Here is a 16,959-nt window from a genome sequence, read left to right as displayed (position 1 = left end):
TTGCAATTGTTCTGGAGATTCCTGCATGCCCCCTTCCCATGCCTCATCCGCCCCCGCTTCGCTCCCTGGTGCCTGGCTGCAACAGGCACAAGCATCGCCGTGGCTCAGCGCCGGCCTAGGCCTAAGCCTGCTGGCGGTGTTGTGGCTGATGGGGGCCAGTGCGTGGAACGCCATCCACGGCGATCATCAGGAAAACCTGCACATGGCCATGCTCGGCGGCCTCGCCGGTTTTTCCGCCACCGCCCTCGGCGCAGTGCTGGCGGTGATCCTGCGTGAGGTCAGCTCGCGTACCCAGGATGTGATGCTCGGCTTTGCCGCCGGGATGATGCTCGCCGCCAGCTCCTTCTCGTTGATTCTCCCGGGGCTCGATGCCGCCCGCGAGATCACCGGAAACGGCCCGCTCGCAGCGCTGACGGTCGTGCTGGGCATGGGTCTGGGCGTGCTGCTGATGCTTGGCCTAGACCGCTTCACGCCCCATGAACACGAGAGCACCGGCCCTTGCGGGCCGCAATCGGAACGCATCAACCGGGTCTGGCTGTTTGTCCTGGCGATCACCCTGCACAACCTGCCGGAAGGCATGGCCATTGGCGTGAGCTTCACCAATGGCGATCTCAACGTCGGCCTGCCGCTGACCAGCGCCATCGCCATCCAGGACATTCCCGAAGGCCTGGCGGTGGCCCTGGCCTTGCGCGCCACCGGCCTGTCGAGCCTGAAAGCCGCCTTGGTGGCGATCGGTTCCGGGGTGATGGAGCCCATTGGCGCAGTGATCGGCCTGGGCATTTCCAGCGGCTTCGCCCTCGCCTACCCGGTCAGCATGGGCCTGGCGGCCGGTGCGATGATTTTCGTGGTGTCCCACGAAGTGATCCCGGAAACCCACCGCAATGGCCATCAGACCTCGGCAACTCTCGGCCTGATGGGTGGCTTCGCGGTGATGATGTTCCTCGATACGGCTCTCGGCTAGCGGGCTGCCGTCAGATGTGCACCGCAACCCTCAGCGCTTCCAGGGCCGGCGCGGCGGCAATGTTCAACTCGGCGCAGAGCTCCAGCACCCGCGCCAGGTCGTCGCCGCAGACCAGGACCATCTGCAGTTCATCGTCGAGCAACTGGCTGAAGTTGACCAGCACGTAGCCACCGGCTTCCTTGTTCATGCTGCCCATCTGCACCTGGATGCGGTTTAGGGCAGTCAGTGCCTCGACCTTGGCCAGTTGCCTGGGCTTGAAATTGAACGGCACGCTCTTGTCGAAGGAAGCGACGATGGCGGCGAACAGGTCTTCGTAGGTGTCGGCCTGGAACAGCACGGTATCGGGCAGGCTGCCGACTACTACCCATTCGCCCAGGGGAATGGGGAACGTGTCGTCGTAATTGATATCCGGGTTGGCAGCGAGGAAACCTTCCGGATCGGCATAGGCCTGGGCCGCTTCTTCGGCGATGCGCTGGATATCCTGTTCGGACATGCAGCCGGAGCTGATCTTGCCGATCAGTTCGGCCAGTTGGTTTTTCATGGGACGTTCCCGGATGCTGGAAAAAAGGCGGCAAGGATAGCCGCCACCGGGTCAGTCGGCCAGCGCTCGCAGCCGCGCGGCGGTTTCCGTGGCGCCCATGGTCAGCGCCGAGGCCAGGGCATCGGCGCCACGAGCATCGCGACGGGTGGGGTCGGCGCCCTGTTCGAGCAGGTAATCGACGATGGCAAGCCGATTGAACATCGCTGCCATCATCAATGCGGTACGCCCGTCGCCCGCGGCGGCATCGGCGTCACCGCCATGTTCCACCAGCAGGCGGACCATCTCCAGATTGCCCTTGAACGCCGCCCCCGCGACCGGCAGCTGGCCGTTGTCGTTGGCCAGCAACGGATCGGCGCCATGCTCCAGCAGCACCCGAACAGCATCGAGATGGCCGTGGTAACTGGCGAGCATCAGCAGGGTATCGCCCTTGTGGTTGCGCAGATTGGACGGCAGGCCTTTTTCCAGCAAGCGCCGAAGCATGCCGGCATCACCCTGGCGAGCACGCTCGAAAACCTCTTCGGCAAAGGCCTGCTGCTCATCGGCACTCATGCTGACGGGTTGCTGGTCGGACATTAGGAACCTCCTGGACGGCACAAAGCCAAATTGTTTGTCAGGGATTGATCCGTAAAGCCCGGGAATAATTCCATCCAGTCAATGGGAAAGATGATCTTGCAAATTGCACTGTGCAAATTGCACGACCTTGCACGATGCACGAAGGCGTTTATTGCCATCATTGACAAGCTATTGATTTAAAAGGATTTTTTATTGCATTGAAGCTGGCACGCCGGCTGCAACTATCACTCCATGTCTGCCACCCACAGCCAAGGAGCTGATATGGACCTCATTCAGGAAAAATTCGCCTCGGTATTCTCCGCCTACCAAGTCACCACCCAGGCCCGCCCTGACGGCGGCATCCTGCTGACCTTGCGCGCTGCGGACGGCAAGCAGACCAAGCGTTGCCTGTCCTACGCCCAACTGCACAACGCCGAGCAACTGTCGTGGGCGATCAGCGCGATTCGCCGTGACCTGGCCGAACAGGCCAGTGAGCTGCCGGTGATTTCGATGCTGCAAAGCCAGCAGCGCTTTGCCTTGCCGACCTACCGCTAAAGAACAAGCAACACGGAAACTTGTGGGAGCGGATTCACCCGCGATTGCGTCGGTGAAGCCACTAACGCGATCGCGGGTGAACCCGCTCCCACAAAGTCCCTGCCAAATGCTTTAAAACGTGTCATCCAAGCCTGGATAGTCGAGGGAACCCTTGTCTCCGGTCAACCGGGCCCTCTCCCCTTCCTTGCTCAAGAACCGCACCAGCACCAGGTTCGGCTGCTCACCGATGTCGAACCACTGTGCCACGCCCGCCGGCACAATCAGCAGATCACCGCGTTCACCGATCAATCCGTAGACATACTCGCCGATGCGAATGTTCACCAGCCCACGCCCGCTGACGAAGAAACGCACATCGTCGCTCGCATGCGTGCGCTCATCGATCAGGCCGGCACGCAGTTCTTCCTTTTGCGGATGCTCCGGATTGACACTGAGCACTTCCAGCACGGTTGCGCAAAACTCGCTACGCATGGCTTGTATTTGCTCGCCCAGGCTGGCGGTCACCTCGGCCTCGACCGTCCCGGGGCGAATGCTCTGCGTCACCTCGCGCTGCTCGAAGCGCACGCACTGCTCGGCCAGGGTCGTGGCGATATCGTCGGCATGGGTGAGGACCTTGTTCGGCGTATCGGGGGTGGACTGGTGGTAAACGCTGAGGATGCTCAAGGGGCAACTCCTGATCTTTCGAAAGCTGGGGAAGAACGCTACACCGCGTCCTCTTTCAACCGGGCCGCAATGATAACGGCTGCGGCCAGCGCCGCGACGCTGGCAATACTAAAGGTGATGGTCGGCCCCAGGGCCTTCCAGCTGTAGCCCGCGTATAACGCACCAAGCGCGCCGCCGGTACCGGACAGGGCCGCGTAGAACGCCTGGCCCTGACCTTGCTGGCGTGCGCCGAAGCTGCGCTGGACGAAGGCGATGCAGGACGCATGGAACGCGCCGAAAGTCGCCGCGTGCATCAGTTGCGCCAGCAACAGCACCAGCAGATGCTCGGCGAACGCGCCCAGCAGCCACCAGCGCAGTGCCGCCAGCAGGAAGCTGGCGAGCAACACCCGACGCAGGGAAAACCGCGCCAGGATCCGGCTCATCACCACGAACAACAGCACCTCCGCCAGCACGCCCAGGGCCCACAGCATGCCGATGATGCCGCGACTGTAGCCGAGGCTCTCGAGATGCAGGGTCAGGAAGGTGTAGTACGGACCATGGCTGAGTTGCATCAAGGCGACGCAGGCATAGAAGGCCAGCACGCCGGGACGGCCCAGTTGCTGGAGAAAGCCGCCGCTGGAAGGCAGTTCGGCGTGCTCCGCAGGCTGTGCATTGGCCACCCACAGGCTGGCGCAGACGATACCGGCCATGATGCACACCAGCGCCACCGGGTAGACGTCCAGGCTCAGCCACTCGAACAGCCGGCCGAGGCCGACCACGGTGAGGATGAAGCCGATCGAGCCCCACAGGCGGACCTGGCTGTAGCGCCCGGTCTGGCCTTGCAGGTGCGCCAGGGTGATGACCTCGAACTGCGGCAGCACGGCATGCCAGAAGAACGCATGCAGCGCCATCACCAGCGCCAGCCAGGCATAGCTCTTGTCGACGAAGATCAGGGCGAAACTGCCCAGGGTGCATAACGCCCCCAAGCGCACGATCAGCAGGCGCTGGCCGCTGCGATCTCCCAGCCAGCCCCACAGGTTGGGGGCCACGCAGCGCATCAGCATGGGGATCGCGACCAGCTCGCCGATCCGTGCACTGGAGAAACCGAGATGGTCGAAATACAACGCCAGAAACGGCGCGGTGGCGCCGAGCAGGGCGAAATAGAACAGATAGAAACTGGACAGCCGCCAGTAAGGAAGCGCCACGGCTAGCGAGCCGTGGCGCAAGGGATGAAGCAGTGCATCAAAGCTGGCCCAGTACCGGCGTGCTCACCCGTACATCGGCGTTCTGCCCGCGATGGCGCAGCAGGTGGTCCATCAGCACGATCGCCATCATGGCCTCGGCGATCGGCGTGGCGCGGATGCCCACGCAAGGATCGTGACGGCCCTTGGTGATGACGTCGACCGGATTGCCGTCCTTGTCGATGGAGCGACCCGGGGTGGTGATGCTCGAGGTCGGCTTCAGCGCCAGGTGGGCGACGATCGGCTGGCCCGAGGAAATCCCGCCGAGGATGCCGCCGGCGTTGTTGCTGAGGAAGCCTTCCGGGGTCAGTTCGTCGCGATGCTCGGTACCGCGCTGGGAAACACAGGCGAAACCGGCGCCGATTTCCACGCCCTTGACCGCGTTGATGCTCATCAGCGCATGGGCCAGCTCGGCGTCGAGACGGTCGAAGATCGGCTCGCCCAGGCCCGGCATCACGCCTTCGGCCACCACGGTGATCTTCGCGCCGACCGAGTCCTGGTCACGGCGCAACTGGTCCATGTAGGCCTCCAGTTCCGGCACCTTGTCCGGGTCGGGGCTGAAGAAGGCGTTCTCTTCCACCGAGTCCCAGGTCTTGAACGGAATCTCTATCGGACCCAACTGGCTCATATAGCCGCGAATGCGGATGCCCTGGCTGGCCAGGTATTTCTTGGCGATGGCGCCGGCGGCCACGCGCATGGCGGTTTCCCGTGCGGAACTGCGACCGCCGCCGCGGTAGTCGCGCTCACCGTACTTGTGGTGGTAGGTGTAGTCGGCATGGGCCGGGCGGAACAGGTCCTTGATTGCCGAGTAATCCTTGGACTTCTGGTCGGTATTGCGGATCAGCAGGCCGATGGCGCAGCCGGTTGTGCGACCTTCGAACACCCCGGACAGGATTTCCACCTCGTCGGCTTCCTGGCGCTGGGTGGTATGGCGGCTGGTGCCGGGCTTGCGCCGGTCGAGGTCGCGCTGCAGATCCTCCAGCGAAATCTCCAGGCCCGGCGGGCAGCCATCGACAATGGCGACCAACGCCGGACCATGGCTTTCGCCAGCGGTGGTGACAGTGAACAGCTTGCCGTAGGTATTGCCGGACATGCAGACGCTCCGCGAATCAGCCTGATTTGAACAAGGCCGCCAGTATACGCAGGCTAACCAATCAGTTCATCCCTGATAGCGAACCTTCCCGGCCGCTTCGGTCTTACGGGCATCCCTCCACGTGTGTCCGATAATGCCGCGCCTTGCCGCCCTCCTCCTGATGCTCCTCTGCTGTACAGCCCAGGCCGCTCCGGCGGTGTTCCAGCGTCCGGTCAGCCTCGATACCGGCCAGGGCATCCTGCATGGCAGCCTGCTGCTGCCGCGCAGCGACACACCTCCGCCGGTGGTGCTGATCATCGCTGGCTCCGGCCCCACGGACCGCGATGGCAACAACCCGGCCGTGGGACGCATCGATATCCTCAAGCGCCTCGCCCTGCAACTGGCGCGCAATGGCATCGCCAGCGTGCGCTACGACAAGCGCGGGGTTGCCGAGAGCCTGGCGGCGACGCCGGACGAGCGCAACCTCAGCGTCGAGCGCTATGTAGCCGACGCTGTCGCCTGGAGCCGCAAGATCAAGGCCGATCCACGCTTCGGTCCGCTTATCCTTCTGGGTCACAGCGAAGGCGCGCTGATCGCCAGCCTGGCGGCCACACCCGCTACTGCCGACGGCGTGATTACCCTGGCCGGCAGCGGCCGGCCAATCGACCAGGTACTGCGAGAACAACTGGCCGAGCAACTGCCGCCCGCCGAACTCAAGCGCGCCGAGGCCGTGATCGCCCAGCTCAAGGCCGGCCGGCAAAGCGAGCGGTTGCCTGCAGTACTGAAGGATGTCTTTCGTCCCAGCGTGCAGCCCTACCTGATCTCCCTGTTTCGCCAGGACCCGGCTGCCGCGTTCGCCAGCGTGAAGGTGCCGGCCCTGATCCTCCAGGGGCGCAACGACCTTCAGGTCAGTCCTGCCGATGCCCGTGCCTTGCATGCAGCCAAGCCCGATGCGCAGTTGGCGCTGATCGACGGCATGAACCATATGCTGCGTATCAGCCCGCCGGGCATAGGCCAACAGCGCGACGCCTACACCAATCCTGAGTTGCCCCTGGCCAGCGCCCTCGGCGAGCGGATCGTCGCGTTTGTGCAGCAGTTGGCAACCCGTTAAGGAAATTTGCCCTCCAGTCCTCGCCGCCGCGGCCGATAGAAAGATGCAGGCACCGCCATTGCAGGCTGCCTGGCGCGCATAAAAGAGGACCGCCTTGATGACAGATGCACCCACCCAGGACGCTGCCGAAGCGACCGACGAACCGGTTGCGCCGGAACCCGCTCCGTTGCCCTGGGCGGACCTTGCCCCGGAGCACTTCCAGTTGCTGCGCCTGGCGCCGCTGCCCACCGACCGCAACAGCGGCCCGCGCCCGCTGCGCTTCGTCCAGTACGGTTATGCCGAACGGCACAGCAAGGAGCACAGCCTGCTGCGCATGGAGATTCGCCTGCCCGGGCAGAAAACGCGCAAGGAACAGAATGTCCTCGACATCCGCGTCGATCACGCCGAGCGCCTGGTAACCGTGGGCCCCGACAGCGGCCTGCAGGTCGAACCGCTGAACCGCGGCATCGGCCGCTTCCTTGTAGCCCAGGGCGTGCAATGGGCCCAGCGGCGCTGGTCGGGCTATCGCCTGGAAGGCGGGTTGCTGGCGAACAAGGACGCCCTCAACGAAGACACCCGGCTGCGCCGCGACCACGTGCTGCATGCCAGCGGTATCGAGGTGGAGTACGCCGACGCCCAGCACCTGAAAGGGCGCTACGTGGAAACCCAGGTCGGCCAGCTCAAGGGCGGCTGGAACACCGACAAATTGCAGCGGGTCGACATCATCGATGCCGCCAACATGCTCCAGCAGGCCGAGCAGAAGCTGCATGAGAAGGAAGCGCAACTGCGCGAGCGGGACGAACGGGTCGCCAAGTTCAAGCGCGAGGACAGCGGGCTGCGCTTTACCATCACCTGCCTGGTAGCGTTTGCCGTGTTCCAGGCCGGGTTGCTGATCTGGATCGCGACACATCGCTGAAAATACACCGCGTACCCTGTGGGAGCGGGTTCATCGGAACGCCGAACCGCCGCGATTGCGTCGGTGAATTCACTACCGCAATCGCGGGTAAACCCGCTCCCACAGGGTCTGCGTGGTTCTTTAGACCCGCGAGGCGAACAGCGCCTGGTGCTTGCGGCATTGCTCGGCAGTCAGCATGAACACGCCGTGGCCGCCACGCTCGAACTCCAGCCAGGCGAAATCCACTTCCGGATACAGTTGCTCGACATGCACCTGGCTATTGCCCACCTCGACGATCAACAGGCCCTTCTCGGTCAGGTGATCGGCAGCTTCGGCCAGCATGCGCCGGACCAGATCCAGGCCATCGTTGCCACAGGCCAGGCCCAGCTCGGGTTCGTGGTGATATTCCGCCGGCATGTCGGCGAAGTCCTCGGCATCGACATAGGGCGGGTTGGACAGGATCAGGTCGAAACGCTGGCCCGGCAGGCCGGAGAAGCCATCGCCCTGGACGGTATAGACACGCTGCTCCAGGCCATGGCGCTCGATGTTCTGGTTGGCCACTTCGAGCGCATCGAAGGAGAGGTCGGCCAGCACCACTTCGGCGTCGGGGAACACGTCGGCGCTGACGATGCCGATGCAACCGGAACCGGTGCATAGATCGAGAATCCGCGCAGGTTCGGCGGCCAGCCAGGGTTCGAAGCGCTTTTCGATCAGTTCGCCAATCGGCGAACGCGGCACCAGCACACGCTCATCGACAATGAACGACATCCCGCAGAACCACGCCTCGCCCAGCAGGTAGGCGGTGGGCACACGGTCTTCGATGCGGCGCTTGAGCAGGCGCTGCAGCTTGACCAGTTCGTCGTCCTCCAGGCGGCAATCGAGGTAGCTGTCGGCCACTTCCCAAGGCAGGTGCACCGCGCCCAGCACCAGCAGGCGGGCCTCGTCCCAGGCGTTGTCGGCGCCATGCCCGAAGAACAGCTCGTGTTCATGGAAACGGCTGACAGCCCAGCGAATATGATCGCGCAACGTGCGCAGGCGGGAAGTGATCACGGCAGACTCCTTGAAAGACGACCGACGATTCTACCAGCCCGGCGCCGTGATGGGCCGCCACCACAAAAATGAGCCAATCGCTGACATGGCTGAGAGCCACTAACTACGCCACTTGTACGCTAAGCGATTCACATCGGCGGCCAAGCAGGGGAGAATAGCCAAAAAGCCCTAGCCAAAGGAGCCCTTGATGTCTGTTCCAACGACCATGTTCCACCTCAGTGGACGCGGCTATCCGCCAGCGAAGCTGAGCAACGCCAGCCTGGTGATCATCGATGCCCAGAAGGAATACCTGAGCGGCCCCCTGGCGCTGTCGGGCATGGACGAAGCCGTGGCGAACATCGGCAAACTGCTCGAAGCGGCCCGCAGGGCCGGCCGGCCGATCATCCATGTGCGGCATCTGGGTACCGTCGGTGGCCTGTTCGATCCGCAAGGTCCGCGTGGCGAGTTCATTCCGGGCCTGGAACCCCGCGGCGACGAAATCATCATCGAAAAACGCATGCCCAATGCGTTCAAGAACACCCGGCTGCACGAAACCCTGCAGGAACTCGGCCACCTGGACATCATCGTCTGCGGTTTCATGAGCCATTCCAGCGTCAGCACCACCGTGCGCCGGGCCAAGGACTATGGCTACCGCTGCACCCTGGTCGAGGATGGCTGTGCCACCCGCGACCTGCCGTTCAAGGGCGGCGTCATACCTGCCGCACAGATCCAGCAGAGCGAAATGGCGATCATGGCCGACAACTTCGCCTGCGTGGCGCCCGTCGACAGCCTGATCTGATCCGGCTGGCGTACGGAACCACCTCGACGATTACCGGTCGAAACCCGGATATCCACTGAGGAGATCGGCATGAAAATATCCGACGGTTTCGACGCCAAACGCCTGCGCCCGCGCCAGCCGGGCGCCTGGGGTTCGCGCCTGGCCGCGATGTTCGCCATGCTCCTGACCACCTGCGGCGTGCTATTGGCCATGGCCGGTGCCGCCAGCCTGCTGGGGCGCCCCGCTGCCCTGGGTGAACTCAACGACAATCCCGCCGCCGCCAGCCTGATCCTGCTTGGTGGCCTGCTGGTTCTTTACCTCGGCGTCTGGGTCTGGCGCCGTCGCCGCCTGCGCCTGCGTCGTGGCCGGGAGCTCGGCCTGTCCCCGCATTTGATGAAAAAACACGACTGACTGCGTAGACTCTGCGCGGTTCCGGCGGAGGCTTTACATGCAAGACGATGATTTTTCCCTGTTCACAAGCGAGATGCGCGGCGTCAAGCCGATCAAGCATGACCGCGCCGATATCGGCAAACCCAAGGCCGATCGCAAGCAGCTCGCCAGCCTGAGGCAGAACGCCACGGTGCGCAGCGACCAGCCCGTGGTCGACGGCCTGTCGGACCAGTTCGTCATCGATGTCGGCCCTGAAGACGACCTGCACTGGAGCCGCGACGGCGTCCAGGAAAGCCAGATGCGCAAACTCAAGATCGGCCAGATTCCCTTCGAAGGCAGCCTCGACCTGCACGGCATGAGCGTGGAAAAGGCCCGGGAGATCCTCTGGGACTTTCTTGCCGAGGCCACCCGCTTCGAAATCCGCTGCGTGCGCGTCACCCACGGCAAGGCCGTGCGCCTGGACGGCAAGCGGCCGATGATCAAGAGTCACGTCAATACCTGGCTGCGCCAGCACCCCCAGGTGCTCGGCTTCACCTCGTGCCAGGCCCGTCATGGTGGCACCGGCGCGGTGTACGTGATGCTGCGCCGGACCATGCTCGAAGGACGCGACGAGTAACGCCGCACTTGCGGCGGCGCCACAGCCGCCGTACCCTTCGCGTTTGCGAAATACACCACAGGTAGATCCATGTCCCTGGAACAGCATTACACCGCGATCCTTGGCCAACTCGGCGAGGATGTCTCCCGCGAAGGCCTGCTCGACACGCCGAAACGGGCCGCGAAGGCCATGCAGTACCTTTGCCGCGGTTACAACCAAACGCTGGAAGAAGTCACCAACGGCGCACTGTTCAGCTCCGACAACAGCGAAATGGTCCTGGTCAAGGACATCGAGCTGTACTCGCTATGCGAACACCACCTGCTGCCGTTCATCGGCAAGGCGCACGTCGCCTATATCCCGAGTGGCAAGGTGCTGGGCCTGTCCAAGGTGGCACGGATCGTCGACATGTATGCCCGTCGCCTGCAGATCCAGGAAAACCTCAGCCGCGAAATCGCCGAGGCGATCCAGAAGGTCACCGGCGCCATGGGCGTGGCGGTGGTCATCGAAGCCAAGCACATGTGCATGATGATGCGCGGTGTGGAGAAGCAGAACTCGTCCATGATCACTTCGGTGATGCTTGGCGAATTCCGCGAAAACGCGGCGACCCGCAGCGAGTTTCTCAGCCTGATCAAGTGATCGGGAGCGTTATCCGGGCCGACCTTTTCAGGTCGGCTTTTTATTGCGAGGAATCATCATGATCGTCAAAGCCCTGCGAGTCGGCCTCGGCCAAATGATCGTCTTTTTCGACTGGATCAGCCGTCCGGCCAGGCTCAAGCGGGATCCGGCGGCCCAGGCCAGGGTGGAGGAGCAGGCCCGCGGCCTGAGCCTGTACCAGTTCCATGCCTGCCCGTTCTGCGTGAAGACCCGCCGTACCCTGCACCGCCTGAATGTACCGGTGGCATTGCGCGATGCGAAGAACAACGAGCAGGATCGCCAGGCGCTGCTCGAAGGTGGCGGCAAGGTCAAGGTGCCGTGCCTGCGGATCGAAGAAGATGGCAAGACCACCTGGATGTATGAGTCCAAGGTGATCATCGACTATCTGAACAAGCGGTTTTCTGCGGTGTAAATCATCGCTGGCAAGCCAGCTCCCACAGGTTTCGCGGTGCATGCGGGCCCTGTGGGAGCTGGCTTGCCAGCGATGAGGCCAGCAGCTTCAACATCAACCGAGCATGGTTACATGCCGCGGATGCGCCGCCACCCGCGCCAGCCATTCCCTGACCCTGGGATACGCTGCCAGGTCGAAGCCACCCTCATGGGCGACATGGGTGTAGGCATACAGCGCCACATCGGCGATCGAGTACTGGTCCCCTACCAGGTACGGCGTCACTTCCAGTTGCCGCTCCATCACCTTCAGCGCCTTGTGCCCACCCTTGTGCAGCTTGCGGTACTCCTCCAGGCGCTCGTCCGGCAGCCCCAGGTAGAACTGGATGAAACGCGCCACGGCAATGTACGGCTCATGGCTGTACTGCTCGAAAAACTGCCATTGCAGCACCTGGGTACGCAGGCGCGGCTCGCTTGGCAGGAACTCGCTGCCGTCGGCGAGGAAATTGAGAATCGCGTTGGACTCCCACAGGCAGGTACCGTCCTCCAGTTGCAGCACAGGCACCTTGCCGTTGGGATTCATTGCCAGGAACTCCGGCGTCTGCGTATCTCCCTTGAGAATATCCACAGGCTGCCAGGTGTAGGGCAGATCGAGCAGGTGCAGCATCAGCTTGATCTTGTAGCAGTTGCCCGATTGGTAATCCCCATAGACCTTGTACATCGTGCTCCCCTCTTTTACCCAAAACGCGATCGCTGACTGTACGGCTAAATGCAACGCTCGCTGTACCGCAAGCACATGCCGTGCCCACGGTAGTCTGAAAAATCTGCTTACATCGAAGAACAAGGAATTTCCCATGCCCAACGCCACTTCCGCGCAACTGCGGCCGCTGGCCGACTCGTCTCCCTCGGCGATAGTCGCCGGTTTTATCGCCATGCTCACCGGCTACACCAGTTCGCTGGTCCTGATGTTCCAGGCCGGCCAGGCTGCGGGACTAACCAGTGCGCAGATTTCATCGTGGATCTGGGCCCTGTCCATCGGCATGGCAGTGTGCAGCATCGGCCTGTCGTTGCGCTACCGCACACCGGTAACGGTGGCCTGGTCGACCCCGGGTGCGGCATTGCTGATCACCAGCCTGGGCGGCGTGAGCTATGGCGAAGCCATCGGTGCTTATATCACCTGCGCGGTACTGGTGGTGATCTGCGGCCTGACGGGCAGCTTCGAGCGTCTGGTCCGACGTATTCCGGCATCCCTGGCCTCGGCCCTGCTGGCGGGTATCCTGTTCAAGATCGGCAGCGAGATCTTCGTAGCCGCGCAGCACCGTACCACCCTGGTGCTGGGCATGTTCTTCAGCTACTTGCTGGTAAAGCGCCTGTCGCCGCGCTATTCGGTGCTGGCGGCACTGCTGGTGGGCACGGGCCTGTCCGCCGTGCTCGGACTGCTGGATTTCAGCGGCTTCGCCCTGGAAGTGGCGGTGCCGGTGTGGACCACGCCGAGTTTCTCCCTGGCCGCGACCATCAGCATCGGCATCCCGCTGTTCGTGGTGGCGATGACCTCGCAGAACATGCCCGGCGTCGCCGTGCTGCGTGCGGACGGCTATCAGGTACCCGCCTCGCCCCTGATCTCGGTGACCGGCATCGCCTCGCTGCTGCTGGCGCCGTTCGGTGCCCACGGGGTCAACCTGGCGGCCATCAGCGCAGCCATCTGCACCGGCCCCACGCTCATGAGGACCCGAGCAAACGCTACACCGCAGCAGTCTGGTGCGGGATCTTCTACGCCATCGCCGGCACCTTCGGCGCCACCCTCGCCGCCCTGTTCGCCGCACTGCCCAAGGAACTGGTGCTGTCGATCGCCGCCCTGGCCCTGTTCGGCTCGATCATGAACGGCCTGAGCGTGGCGATGAATGAACCGAAGGAACGCGAGGCGGCGCTGATCACCTTCATGGTCACCGCCTCGGGCTTCACCCTGTTTTCGATCGGTTCGGCCTTCTGGGGCATCGTCGCCGGGGTGCTTACCCTGTTGATCCTGAACTGGCGCAAAAACGCCTGACAGGCATTTCCGGGCTCAGATCCGGAAATGCCCTACCATCCCCTTCAACTCCGCACCCAACTGCGCCAGCTCGATACTCGAGCTGGCGTTGTCGCGCATGGCCATCGCCGACTGGTCGGCACTGCTGCGGATCTGGGTGACGCTACGGCTGATTTCCTCGGCTACCGAACTTTGCTGCTCTGCCGCAGCAGCGATCTGCTGGTTCATCTGCTGGATCAGCGACACCGCCCCGGCGATGCTGCCCAGCGCGCTTTCGGTCTGCAACGCATCGGCCACCGCCAGCTTGACCAGCTCGCCGCTGTCCTGGATCTGCGCGACCGAAGCCTGGGCATTGCTGCGCAGGCTGCTGACCAGGCGCTCGATCTCGCCAGTGGATTGCTGGGTGCGCTGGGCCAAGGCCCGTACCTCGTCCGCCACCACGGCGAAGCCGCGCCCCTGCTCGCCGGCACGCGCCGCTTCGATGGCAGCGTTGAGCGCCAGCAGGTTGGTCTGCTCGGCGACACTCTTGATCACCTCCAGCACCGAACCGATGTGCTGGATCTCGGCACTGAGGTTTTCGATGCTGTGGCTTGCAGAATCCGCGGCACTGGCCAGGCGCTCGATGCGCTGCATGCTCTGGCGTACCACCTGCTGCCCGCTTTCCACCTTGCCATCCGCCGCCTGCGCGGCCTGGGCCGCCTCTTCGGCATCACGGGCGACGCTGTGCACCGTGGCGGTCATCTGCTGCATGGCGGTAGCGACCTGATCGGTCTCTTCCTTCTGGCTGCCGACTTCGCGGTTGGTCTGCTCGGTCACCGCCGACAAGGTGTGGGCACTGCTGGCCAGTTTGTCGATGCCGGTCTGCAGGCCGCTGACGATAACGGCCAGGCCGCTGCCCATCTGCTGCATCGCCAATAGCAACTGACCCACTTCATCACGGCGATCGACAATGATTTCCCCCCGCAGATCACCGGCGGCAATCTCCTGGGCCCGAGCGATGACCCGGCGCAGCGGCAGCACGATGGCGCGGGTAATCAGGATCGCCGCCACCACGCCGACCAGCAGCGCTGCCAGCGACGAAACCAGGATCAGCAGGGCATTGCGCTTGAGCTCGTGCTGCATGCTGGCATCGATGGCCCCGTTGATCTGCTCGACCCGCGAGATGACCTGCTCGGCACGCTCCTGCAACTGTTTGCGCAATTGCGCTTCGCGGGCCAGCAGATCCGTGTATTCACCCAGCTTCTCGCCAAAACTGGCGATATGGGTGGTGACTTCGCCAAGCACGCTCTGGTAGCCGGGGTCCTGTATCGCGGACTTGAGCTGCTCGGCCAATTGCGCAGCCTGCTCGGCCTGTTCGATACGGCCCTGGCGGACGTCTTCGGCGCCCTTGCGGTTCTGGTCCAGGCGGATGCGCGCTTCGTCCATGGCCTGCAACATCAGGCGCGCCACCTGTGCGACCTGGCCCGCTTGCTCGACGAATTCAGCGCCCTTCTGGCCTTGGGAGTCCTTCAGGGTCCAGGTACCGTCATCGGCCAGCCCGGACTGCAGGACGTCCAGGTTGTTGGCGACGCTCGACACCGACCAACTGGCCATATCCAGCGCCAGCTCCTTGGACTGGGTCAGCTCGACGAATTCATCGAACGCCTTGCGGTATGCGGCCAGTGCGCTGCCCACGTCGCTGCCGGCCAGCTCCGGCAATTGCGTGATGCGGTTTTGCAGTTCTTCGACGCCCTTGCGCAGGGCCTCGGCGTCCTTGGGATCGGAACGCTGGGCATAACGTTGCTCATGCAGGCGCAGGCCGAGGACATCCTCGTTGAACGCCGTGGCCTGCTTGAGGCCATCGAAGCGTTGGCCCAGGCCATACAGCGCAGCGATCCCGATCGCCGCGACCACCGCCGTCAAGGCCAGCACCAGCGTGAATCCCAGCCCCAGCTTGCGGGCCATGCCCAGGTTGGCAAAACCGCCATTTGTGCCCGACTTCATTGCTCGCTGCCCCTCGCGCTGCCCTTGGAAAACTCGCCGGATATCCAAGAGCGCAGAGTGGCAACGGCGCCGGGGACTGCACAAGCCACCCTGGTCGCAATAATGGCAAAAAGCTACGGAGCCGTCGTTTTCAGAATGTTGGAGGTCGTCACGACGATGCTTGCGCGACCGCCTGGAAAACCCCTGGGCCCGGTGGTCGCGGGCGTAGGCCACATTGATGCGCAACCAGTCGCTGTCGCGTCCCTGCGGGTCGAAAGCCGAGCCCGGCGAGAGCAGTACGCCGTGTTCCTGGGCGCTCTGCTGCAGTCGGGCGAACGGGACACCAGGGTAACGGGTCCAGACGAACATGCCCCCGCAGGGTTCGGCGAACACTTCCCAGCCAGTGGCCTCCAACAGGCGCAAGGTGCTTGCCATGTGTTCGGCCAGGCGCAGACGCAGGCGTTGCACGCTCTTGCGATAGACCCCGCTGCCAAGCAATTGCGCCAGTACCTGTTCAGCGAACCTCGAGCTGCCAATCCCGGTCACCATCTTCACCTCGGCCAACCGTGCGGTCAGCTCCGGATCGGCGACCAGGTAACCGACCCGCAGCGAACTGCTGAGCGTCTTGGAAAAACTCGCCAGGTAGATCACCCGCTGCTGGCTGTCGAGGGTACTCAGGCGAGTGGCCGGACCTTCCTGGAAATCGGCATAGATATCGTCCTCGATGATGCGCAGGTCATGCTCGCCGGCCAGTTCCAGCAGACGCTGGGCAGTGCGCGGGGCAAGGCTGGTGCCGGTCGGGTTCTGGTACAGGCTGTTGGTAAACAGTAAGCGCGGGCGGTGTTCCCGCAGCAGCGCCGACAGCACGTCCAGGTCCGGCCCTTCGGCGGTGCGTGGCACTTCCAGCATGCGCACGCCATGCAGGCGCAGCAGGTTGAAGAGGTTGTAGTAGCCGGGACGCTCCACCACTACGGTGTCGCCAGGCGACAGCAAGGTACGCACCAGCAGGTCGAGTGCCTGGCTGGCGCCCTGGGTGGTGAGGATCTGCTCAGGCCGGACCTGGACACCGATAAGCGCCAGACGCTTGCGGATTTGCTGGCGCAACGCGGTCAGGCCCAGCGGCGGACCATAGCCGAAAAGGTCCTGCCCGCCGCCGCGGCTGACCTGGCGGATCGCCAGGGCGATCTCCTCGCTCTGGCGCCAGTTGCCTGGCAGCCAGCCGCAGCCGAGGCGCAGCAGGTTTTCCTGCTCGTCGCTGAACAGACGCCAGCGTCCCTCTGCCCCCTCGTCCCACGCCGGCTCTTCGGCGAACGGCGCCATGCCCCTGCGTTCGGCAACGAAAAAGCCGACACCATGCCGGGCCTCAAGCCACCCTTGCGAAACCAAACGGTCATAGGCCTCGATGGCGCAGGACTGGCTGACCCCCTGCGTCTTGACCAACTGGCGGATCGACGGCAAGCGCGTGCCAGGGCGCAGGCGCTGCTCGGCGATCCAACGCTCCAGGCCAGCAGCGAGCTGCTGCACCAAGGGGGTGGGCAGGTTTCGATCGAGGGTGATGTTCATACTTGAGGTGTTCGGTCGTTTTGGCCAAA

16 protein-coding genes and 3 pseudogenes are annotated in these 16,959 nt (G+C 63.8%); 10 read left to right on the top strand and 9 right to left on the bottom strand.

The genetic code is table 11. The annotated features are described in order from the left end of the window. The first annotated feature begins 25 nt into the window (after positions 1-25). Positions 26-961 carry a ZIP family metal transporter gene (locus CSV86_RS03600; RefSeq protein WP_009394162.1) on the top strand — a complete coding sequence of 312 codons (936 nt, stop codon included), beginning with the start codon at positions 26-28 and terminating at the stop codon, positions 959-961. A 10-nt stretch (positions 962-971) separates the two neighbouring features. Here the strand turns inward: CSV86_RS03600 and CSV86_RS03595 are convergent, their stop codons facing one another. Continuing rightward, entirely contained in the window at positions 972-1,502 is a 531-nt protein-coding gene (locus CSV86_RS03595) for a hypothetical protein (protein WP_009394161.1), read from the bottom strand. Positions 1,503-1,553: 51 nt separating this feature from the next. Continuing rightward, positions 1,554-2,075, bottom strand: a complete 522-nt coding sequence (locus CSV86_RS03590) for an ankyrin repeat domain-containing protein (protein ID WP_009394160.1) — start codon at positions 2,073-2,075, stop codon at positions 1,554-1,556. 261 nt (positions 2,076-2,336) lie between these two features. Between CSV86_RS03590 and CSV86_RS03585 the strand changes: the two genes are divergently transcribed. Then, positions 2,337-2,609: a DUF3509 domain-containing protein gene (locus CSV86_RS03585; protein ID WP_009394156.1), complete on the top strand. Its 273-nt coding sequence runs from the start codon at positions 2,337-2,339 to the stop codon at positions 2,607-2,609. A gap of 111 nt (positions 2,610-2,720) precedes the next feature. Here the strand turns inward: CSV86_RS03585 and CSV86_RS03580 are convergent, their stop codons facing one another. The 3 genes from CSV86_RS03580 to aroC are packed head-to-tail and all read right to left on the bottom strand — an operon-like array spanning position 2,721 to position 5,582. Next, on the bottom strand, positions 2,721-3,269 hold the full coding sequence (locus CSV86_RS03580; protein ID WP_009394155.1) for an ARD/ARD' family protein: 549 nt from the start codon (positions 3,267-3,269) through the stop codon (positions 2,721-2,723). A 38-nt stretch (positions 3,270-3,307) separates the two neighbouring features. Further along, a complete protein-coding gene (locus CSV86_RS03575) occupies positions 3,308-4,453 on the bottom strand; it encodes an MFS transporter (RefSeq protein ID WP_009394153.1) in 1,146 nt (381 codons plus the stop codon). A gap of 37 nt (positions 4,454-4,490) precedes the next feature. Further along, the gene (gene aroC / locus CSV86_RS03570) at positions 4,491-5,582 is read right to left on the bottom strand and encodes a chorismate synthase (protein ID WP_009394150.1); all 1,092 of its coding nucleotides are present in this window, start codon (positions 5,580-5,582) and stop codon (positions 4,491-4,493) included. A 130-nt stretch (positions 5,583-5,712) separates the two neighbouring features. Between aroC and CSV86_RS03565 the strand changes: the two genes are divergently transcribed. Together CSV86_RS03565 and CSV86_RS03560 are read left to right on the top strand one after the other, a co-directional pair. Beyond that, on the top strand, positions 5,713-6,672 hold the full coding sequence (locus tag CSV86_RS03565) for an alpha/beta hydrolase (protein WP_037058335.1): 960 nt from the start codon (positions 5,713-5,715) through the stop codon (positions 6,670-6,672). 97 nt (positions 6,673-6,769) lie between these two features. Next, the gene (locus tag CSV86_RS03560) at positions 6,770-7,567 is read left to right on the top strand and encodes a hypothetical protein (protein WP_009394147.1); all 798 of its coding nucleotides are present in this window, start codon (positions 6,770-6,772) and stop codon (positions 7,565-7,567) included. Between the two features lie 120 nt (positions 7,568-7,687). Here CSV86_RS03560 and prmB read toward each other — a convergent pair whose 3' ends face one another. Continuing rightward, a complete protein-coding gene (prmB, locus tag CSV86_RS03555; protein WP_009394145.1) occupies positions 7,688-8,596 on the bottom strand; it encodes a 50S ribosomal protein L3 N(5)-glutamine methyltransferase in 909 nt (302 codons plus the stop codon). Between the two features lie 187 nt (positions 8,597-8,783). On the opposite strand from prmB, the gene CSV86_RS03550 reads away from it, so the two are divergent. The 5 genes from CSV86_RS03550 (at position 8,784) to CSV86_RS03530 (ending at position 11,404) form a co-directional block, all read left to right on the top strand. Further along, positions 8,784-9,374 carry a cysteine hydrolase family protein gene (locus CSV86_RS03550; protein ID WP_009394143.1) on the top strand — a complete coding sequence of 197 codons (591 nt, stop codon included), beginning with the start codon at positions 8,784-8,786 and terminating at the stop codon, positions 9,372-9,374. Positions 9,375-9,443: 69 nt separating this feature from the next. Then, the gene (locus CSV86_RS03545) at positions 9,444-9,764 is read left to right on the top strand and encodes a hypothetical protein (RefSeq protein WP_009394138.1); all 321 of its coding nucleotides are present in this window, start codon (positions 9,444-9,446) and stop codon (positions 9,762-9,764) included. Positions 9,765-9,801: 37 nt separating this feature from the next. Continuing rightward, a complete protein-coding gene (locus CSV86_RS03540; protein WP_009394137.1) occupies positions 9,802-10,359 on the top strand; it encodes a Smr/MutS family protein in 558 nt (185 codons plus the stop codon). Positions 10,360-10,428: 69 nt separating this feature from the next. Beyond that, a complete protein-coding gene (gene folE / locus CSV86_RS03535; RefSeq protein ID WP_009394136.1) occupies positions 10,429-10,974 on the top strand; it encodes a GTP cyclohydrolase I FolE in 546 nt (181 codons plus the stop codon). Positions 10,975-11,032: 58 nt separating this feature from the next. Continuing rightward, positions 11,033-11,404, top strand: coding sequence for a glutathione S-transferase N-terminal domain-containing protein (locus CSV86_RS03530; protein WP_009394135.1), 372 nt, complete (start codon positions 11,033-11,035; stop codon positions 11,402-11,404). A gap of 93 nt (positions 11,405-11,497) precedes the next feature. On the opposite strand, the gene CSV86_RS03525 is transcribed toward CSV86_RS03530, so the two are convergent. Further along, the gene (locus tag CSV86_RS03525; RefSeq protein ID WP_009394134.1) at positions 11,498-12,100 is read right to left on the bottom strand and encodes a glutathione S-transferase family protein; all 603 of its coding nucleotides are present in this window, start codon (positions 12,098-12,100) and stop codon (positions 11,498-11,500) included. Positions 12,101-12,233: 133 nt separating this feature from the next. On the opposite strand from CSV86_RS03525, the pseudogene CSV86_RS03520 reads away from it, so the two are divergent. Next, positions 12,234-13,426: pseudogene (locus CSV86_RS03520) on the top strand (benzoate/H(+) symporter BenE family transporter). 15 nt (positions 13,427-13,441) lie between these two features. On the opposite strand, the pseudogene CSV86_RS33230 reads toward CSV86_RS03520, so the two are convergent. Both CSV86_RS33230 and CSV86_RS33225 read right to left on the bottom strand, forming a co-directional pair. Further along, positions 13,442-14,038: pseudogene (locus tag CSV86_RS33230) on the bottom strand (methyl-accepting chemotaxis protein); the annotation flags it as partial. A gap of 321 nt (positions 14,039-14,359) precedes the next feature. Then, positions 14,360-16,930 (bottom strand): annotated as a pseudogene (locus CSV86_RS33225) (aminotransferase class I/II-fold pyridoxal phosphate-dependent enzyme); the annotation flags it as partial. Positions 16,931-16,959 lie beyond the last annotated feature (29 nt).

Origin of the sequence: Pseudomonas bharatica CSV86 (assembly GCF_000319305.2) — a bacterium.
Lineage (GTDB): Bacteria > Pseudomonadota > Gammaproteobacteria > Pseudomonadales > Pseudomonadaceae > Aquipseudomonas > Aquipseudomonas bharatica.
The sequence above is the reverse complement of the archived record's forward strand: the minus strand, read 5'-3'. Positions and strand labels throughout refer to the sequence as shown.

Coding starts and splice junctions, on each gene's coding strand:
- CSV86_RS03545 (WP_009394138.1), top strand. CDS start 9,444: ATGAAAATATCCGACGGTTTCGACGCCAAACGCCTGCGCCCGCGCCAG.
- CSV86_RS03530 (WP_009394135.1), top strand. CDS start 11,033: ATGATCGTCAAAGCCCTGCGAGTCGGCCTCGGCCAAATGATCGTCTTT.
- CSV86_RS03590 (WP_009394160.1), bottom strand. CDS start 2,075: ATGTCCGACCAGCAACCCGTCAGCATGAGTGCCGATGAGCAGCAGGCC.
- CSV86_RS03585 (WP_009394156.1), top strand. CDS start 2,337: ATGGACCTCATTCAGGAAAAATTCGCCTCGGTATTCTCCGCCTACCAA.
- CSV86_RS03560 (WP_009394147.1), top strand. CDS start 6,770: ATGACAGATGCACCCACCCAGGACGCTGCCGAAGCGACCGACGAACCG.
- CSV86_RS03525 (WP_009394134.1), bottom strand. CDS start 12,100: ATGTACAAGGTCTATGGGGATTACCAATCGGGCAACTGCTACAAGATC.
- CSV86_RS03550 (WP_009394143.1), top strand. CDS start 8,784: ATGTCTGTTCCAACGACCATGTTCCACCTCAGTGGACGCGGCTATCCG.
- aroC (WP_009394150.1), bottom strand. CDS start 5,582: ATGTCCGGCAATACCTACGGCAAGCTGTTCACTGTCACCACCGCTGGC.
- CSV86_RS03540 (WP_009394137.1), top strand. CDS start 9,802: ATGCAAGACGATGATTTTTCCCTGTTCACAAGCGAGATGCGCGGCGTC.
- CSV86_RS03600 (WP_009394162.1), top strand. CDS start 26: ATGCCCCCTTCCCATGCCTCATCCGCCCCCGCTTCGCTCCCTGGTGCC.
- folE (WP_009394136.1), top strand. CDS start 10,429: ATGTCCCTGGAACAGCATTACACCGCGATCCTTGGCCAACTCGGCGAG.
- CSV86_RS03595 (WP_009394161.1), bottom strand. CDS start 1,502: ATGAAAAACCAACTGGCCGAACTGATCGGCAAGATCAGCTCCGGCTGC.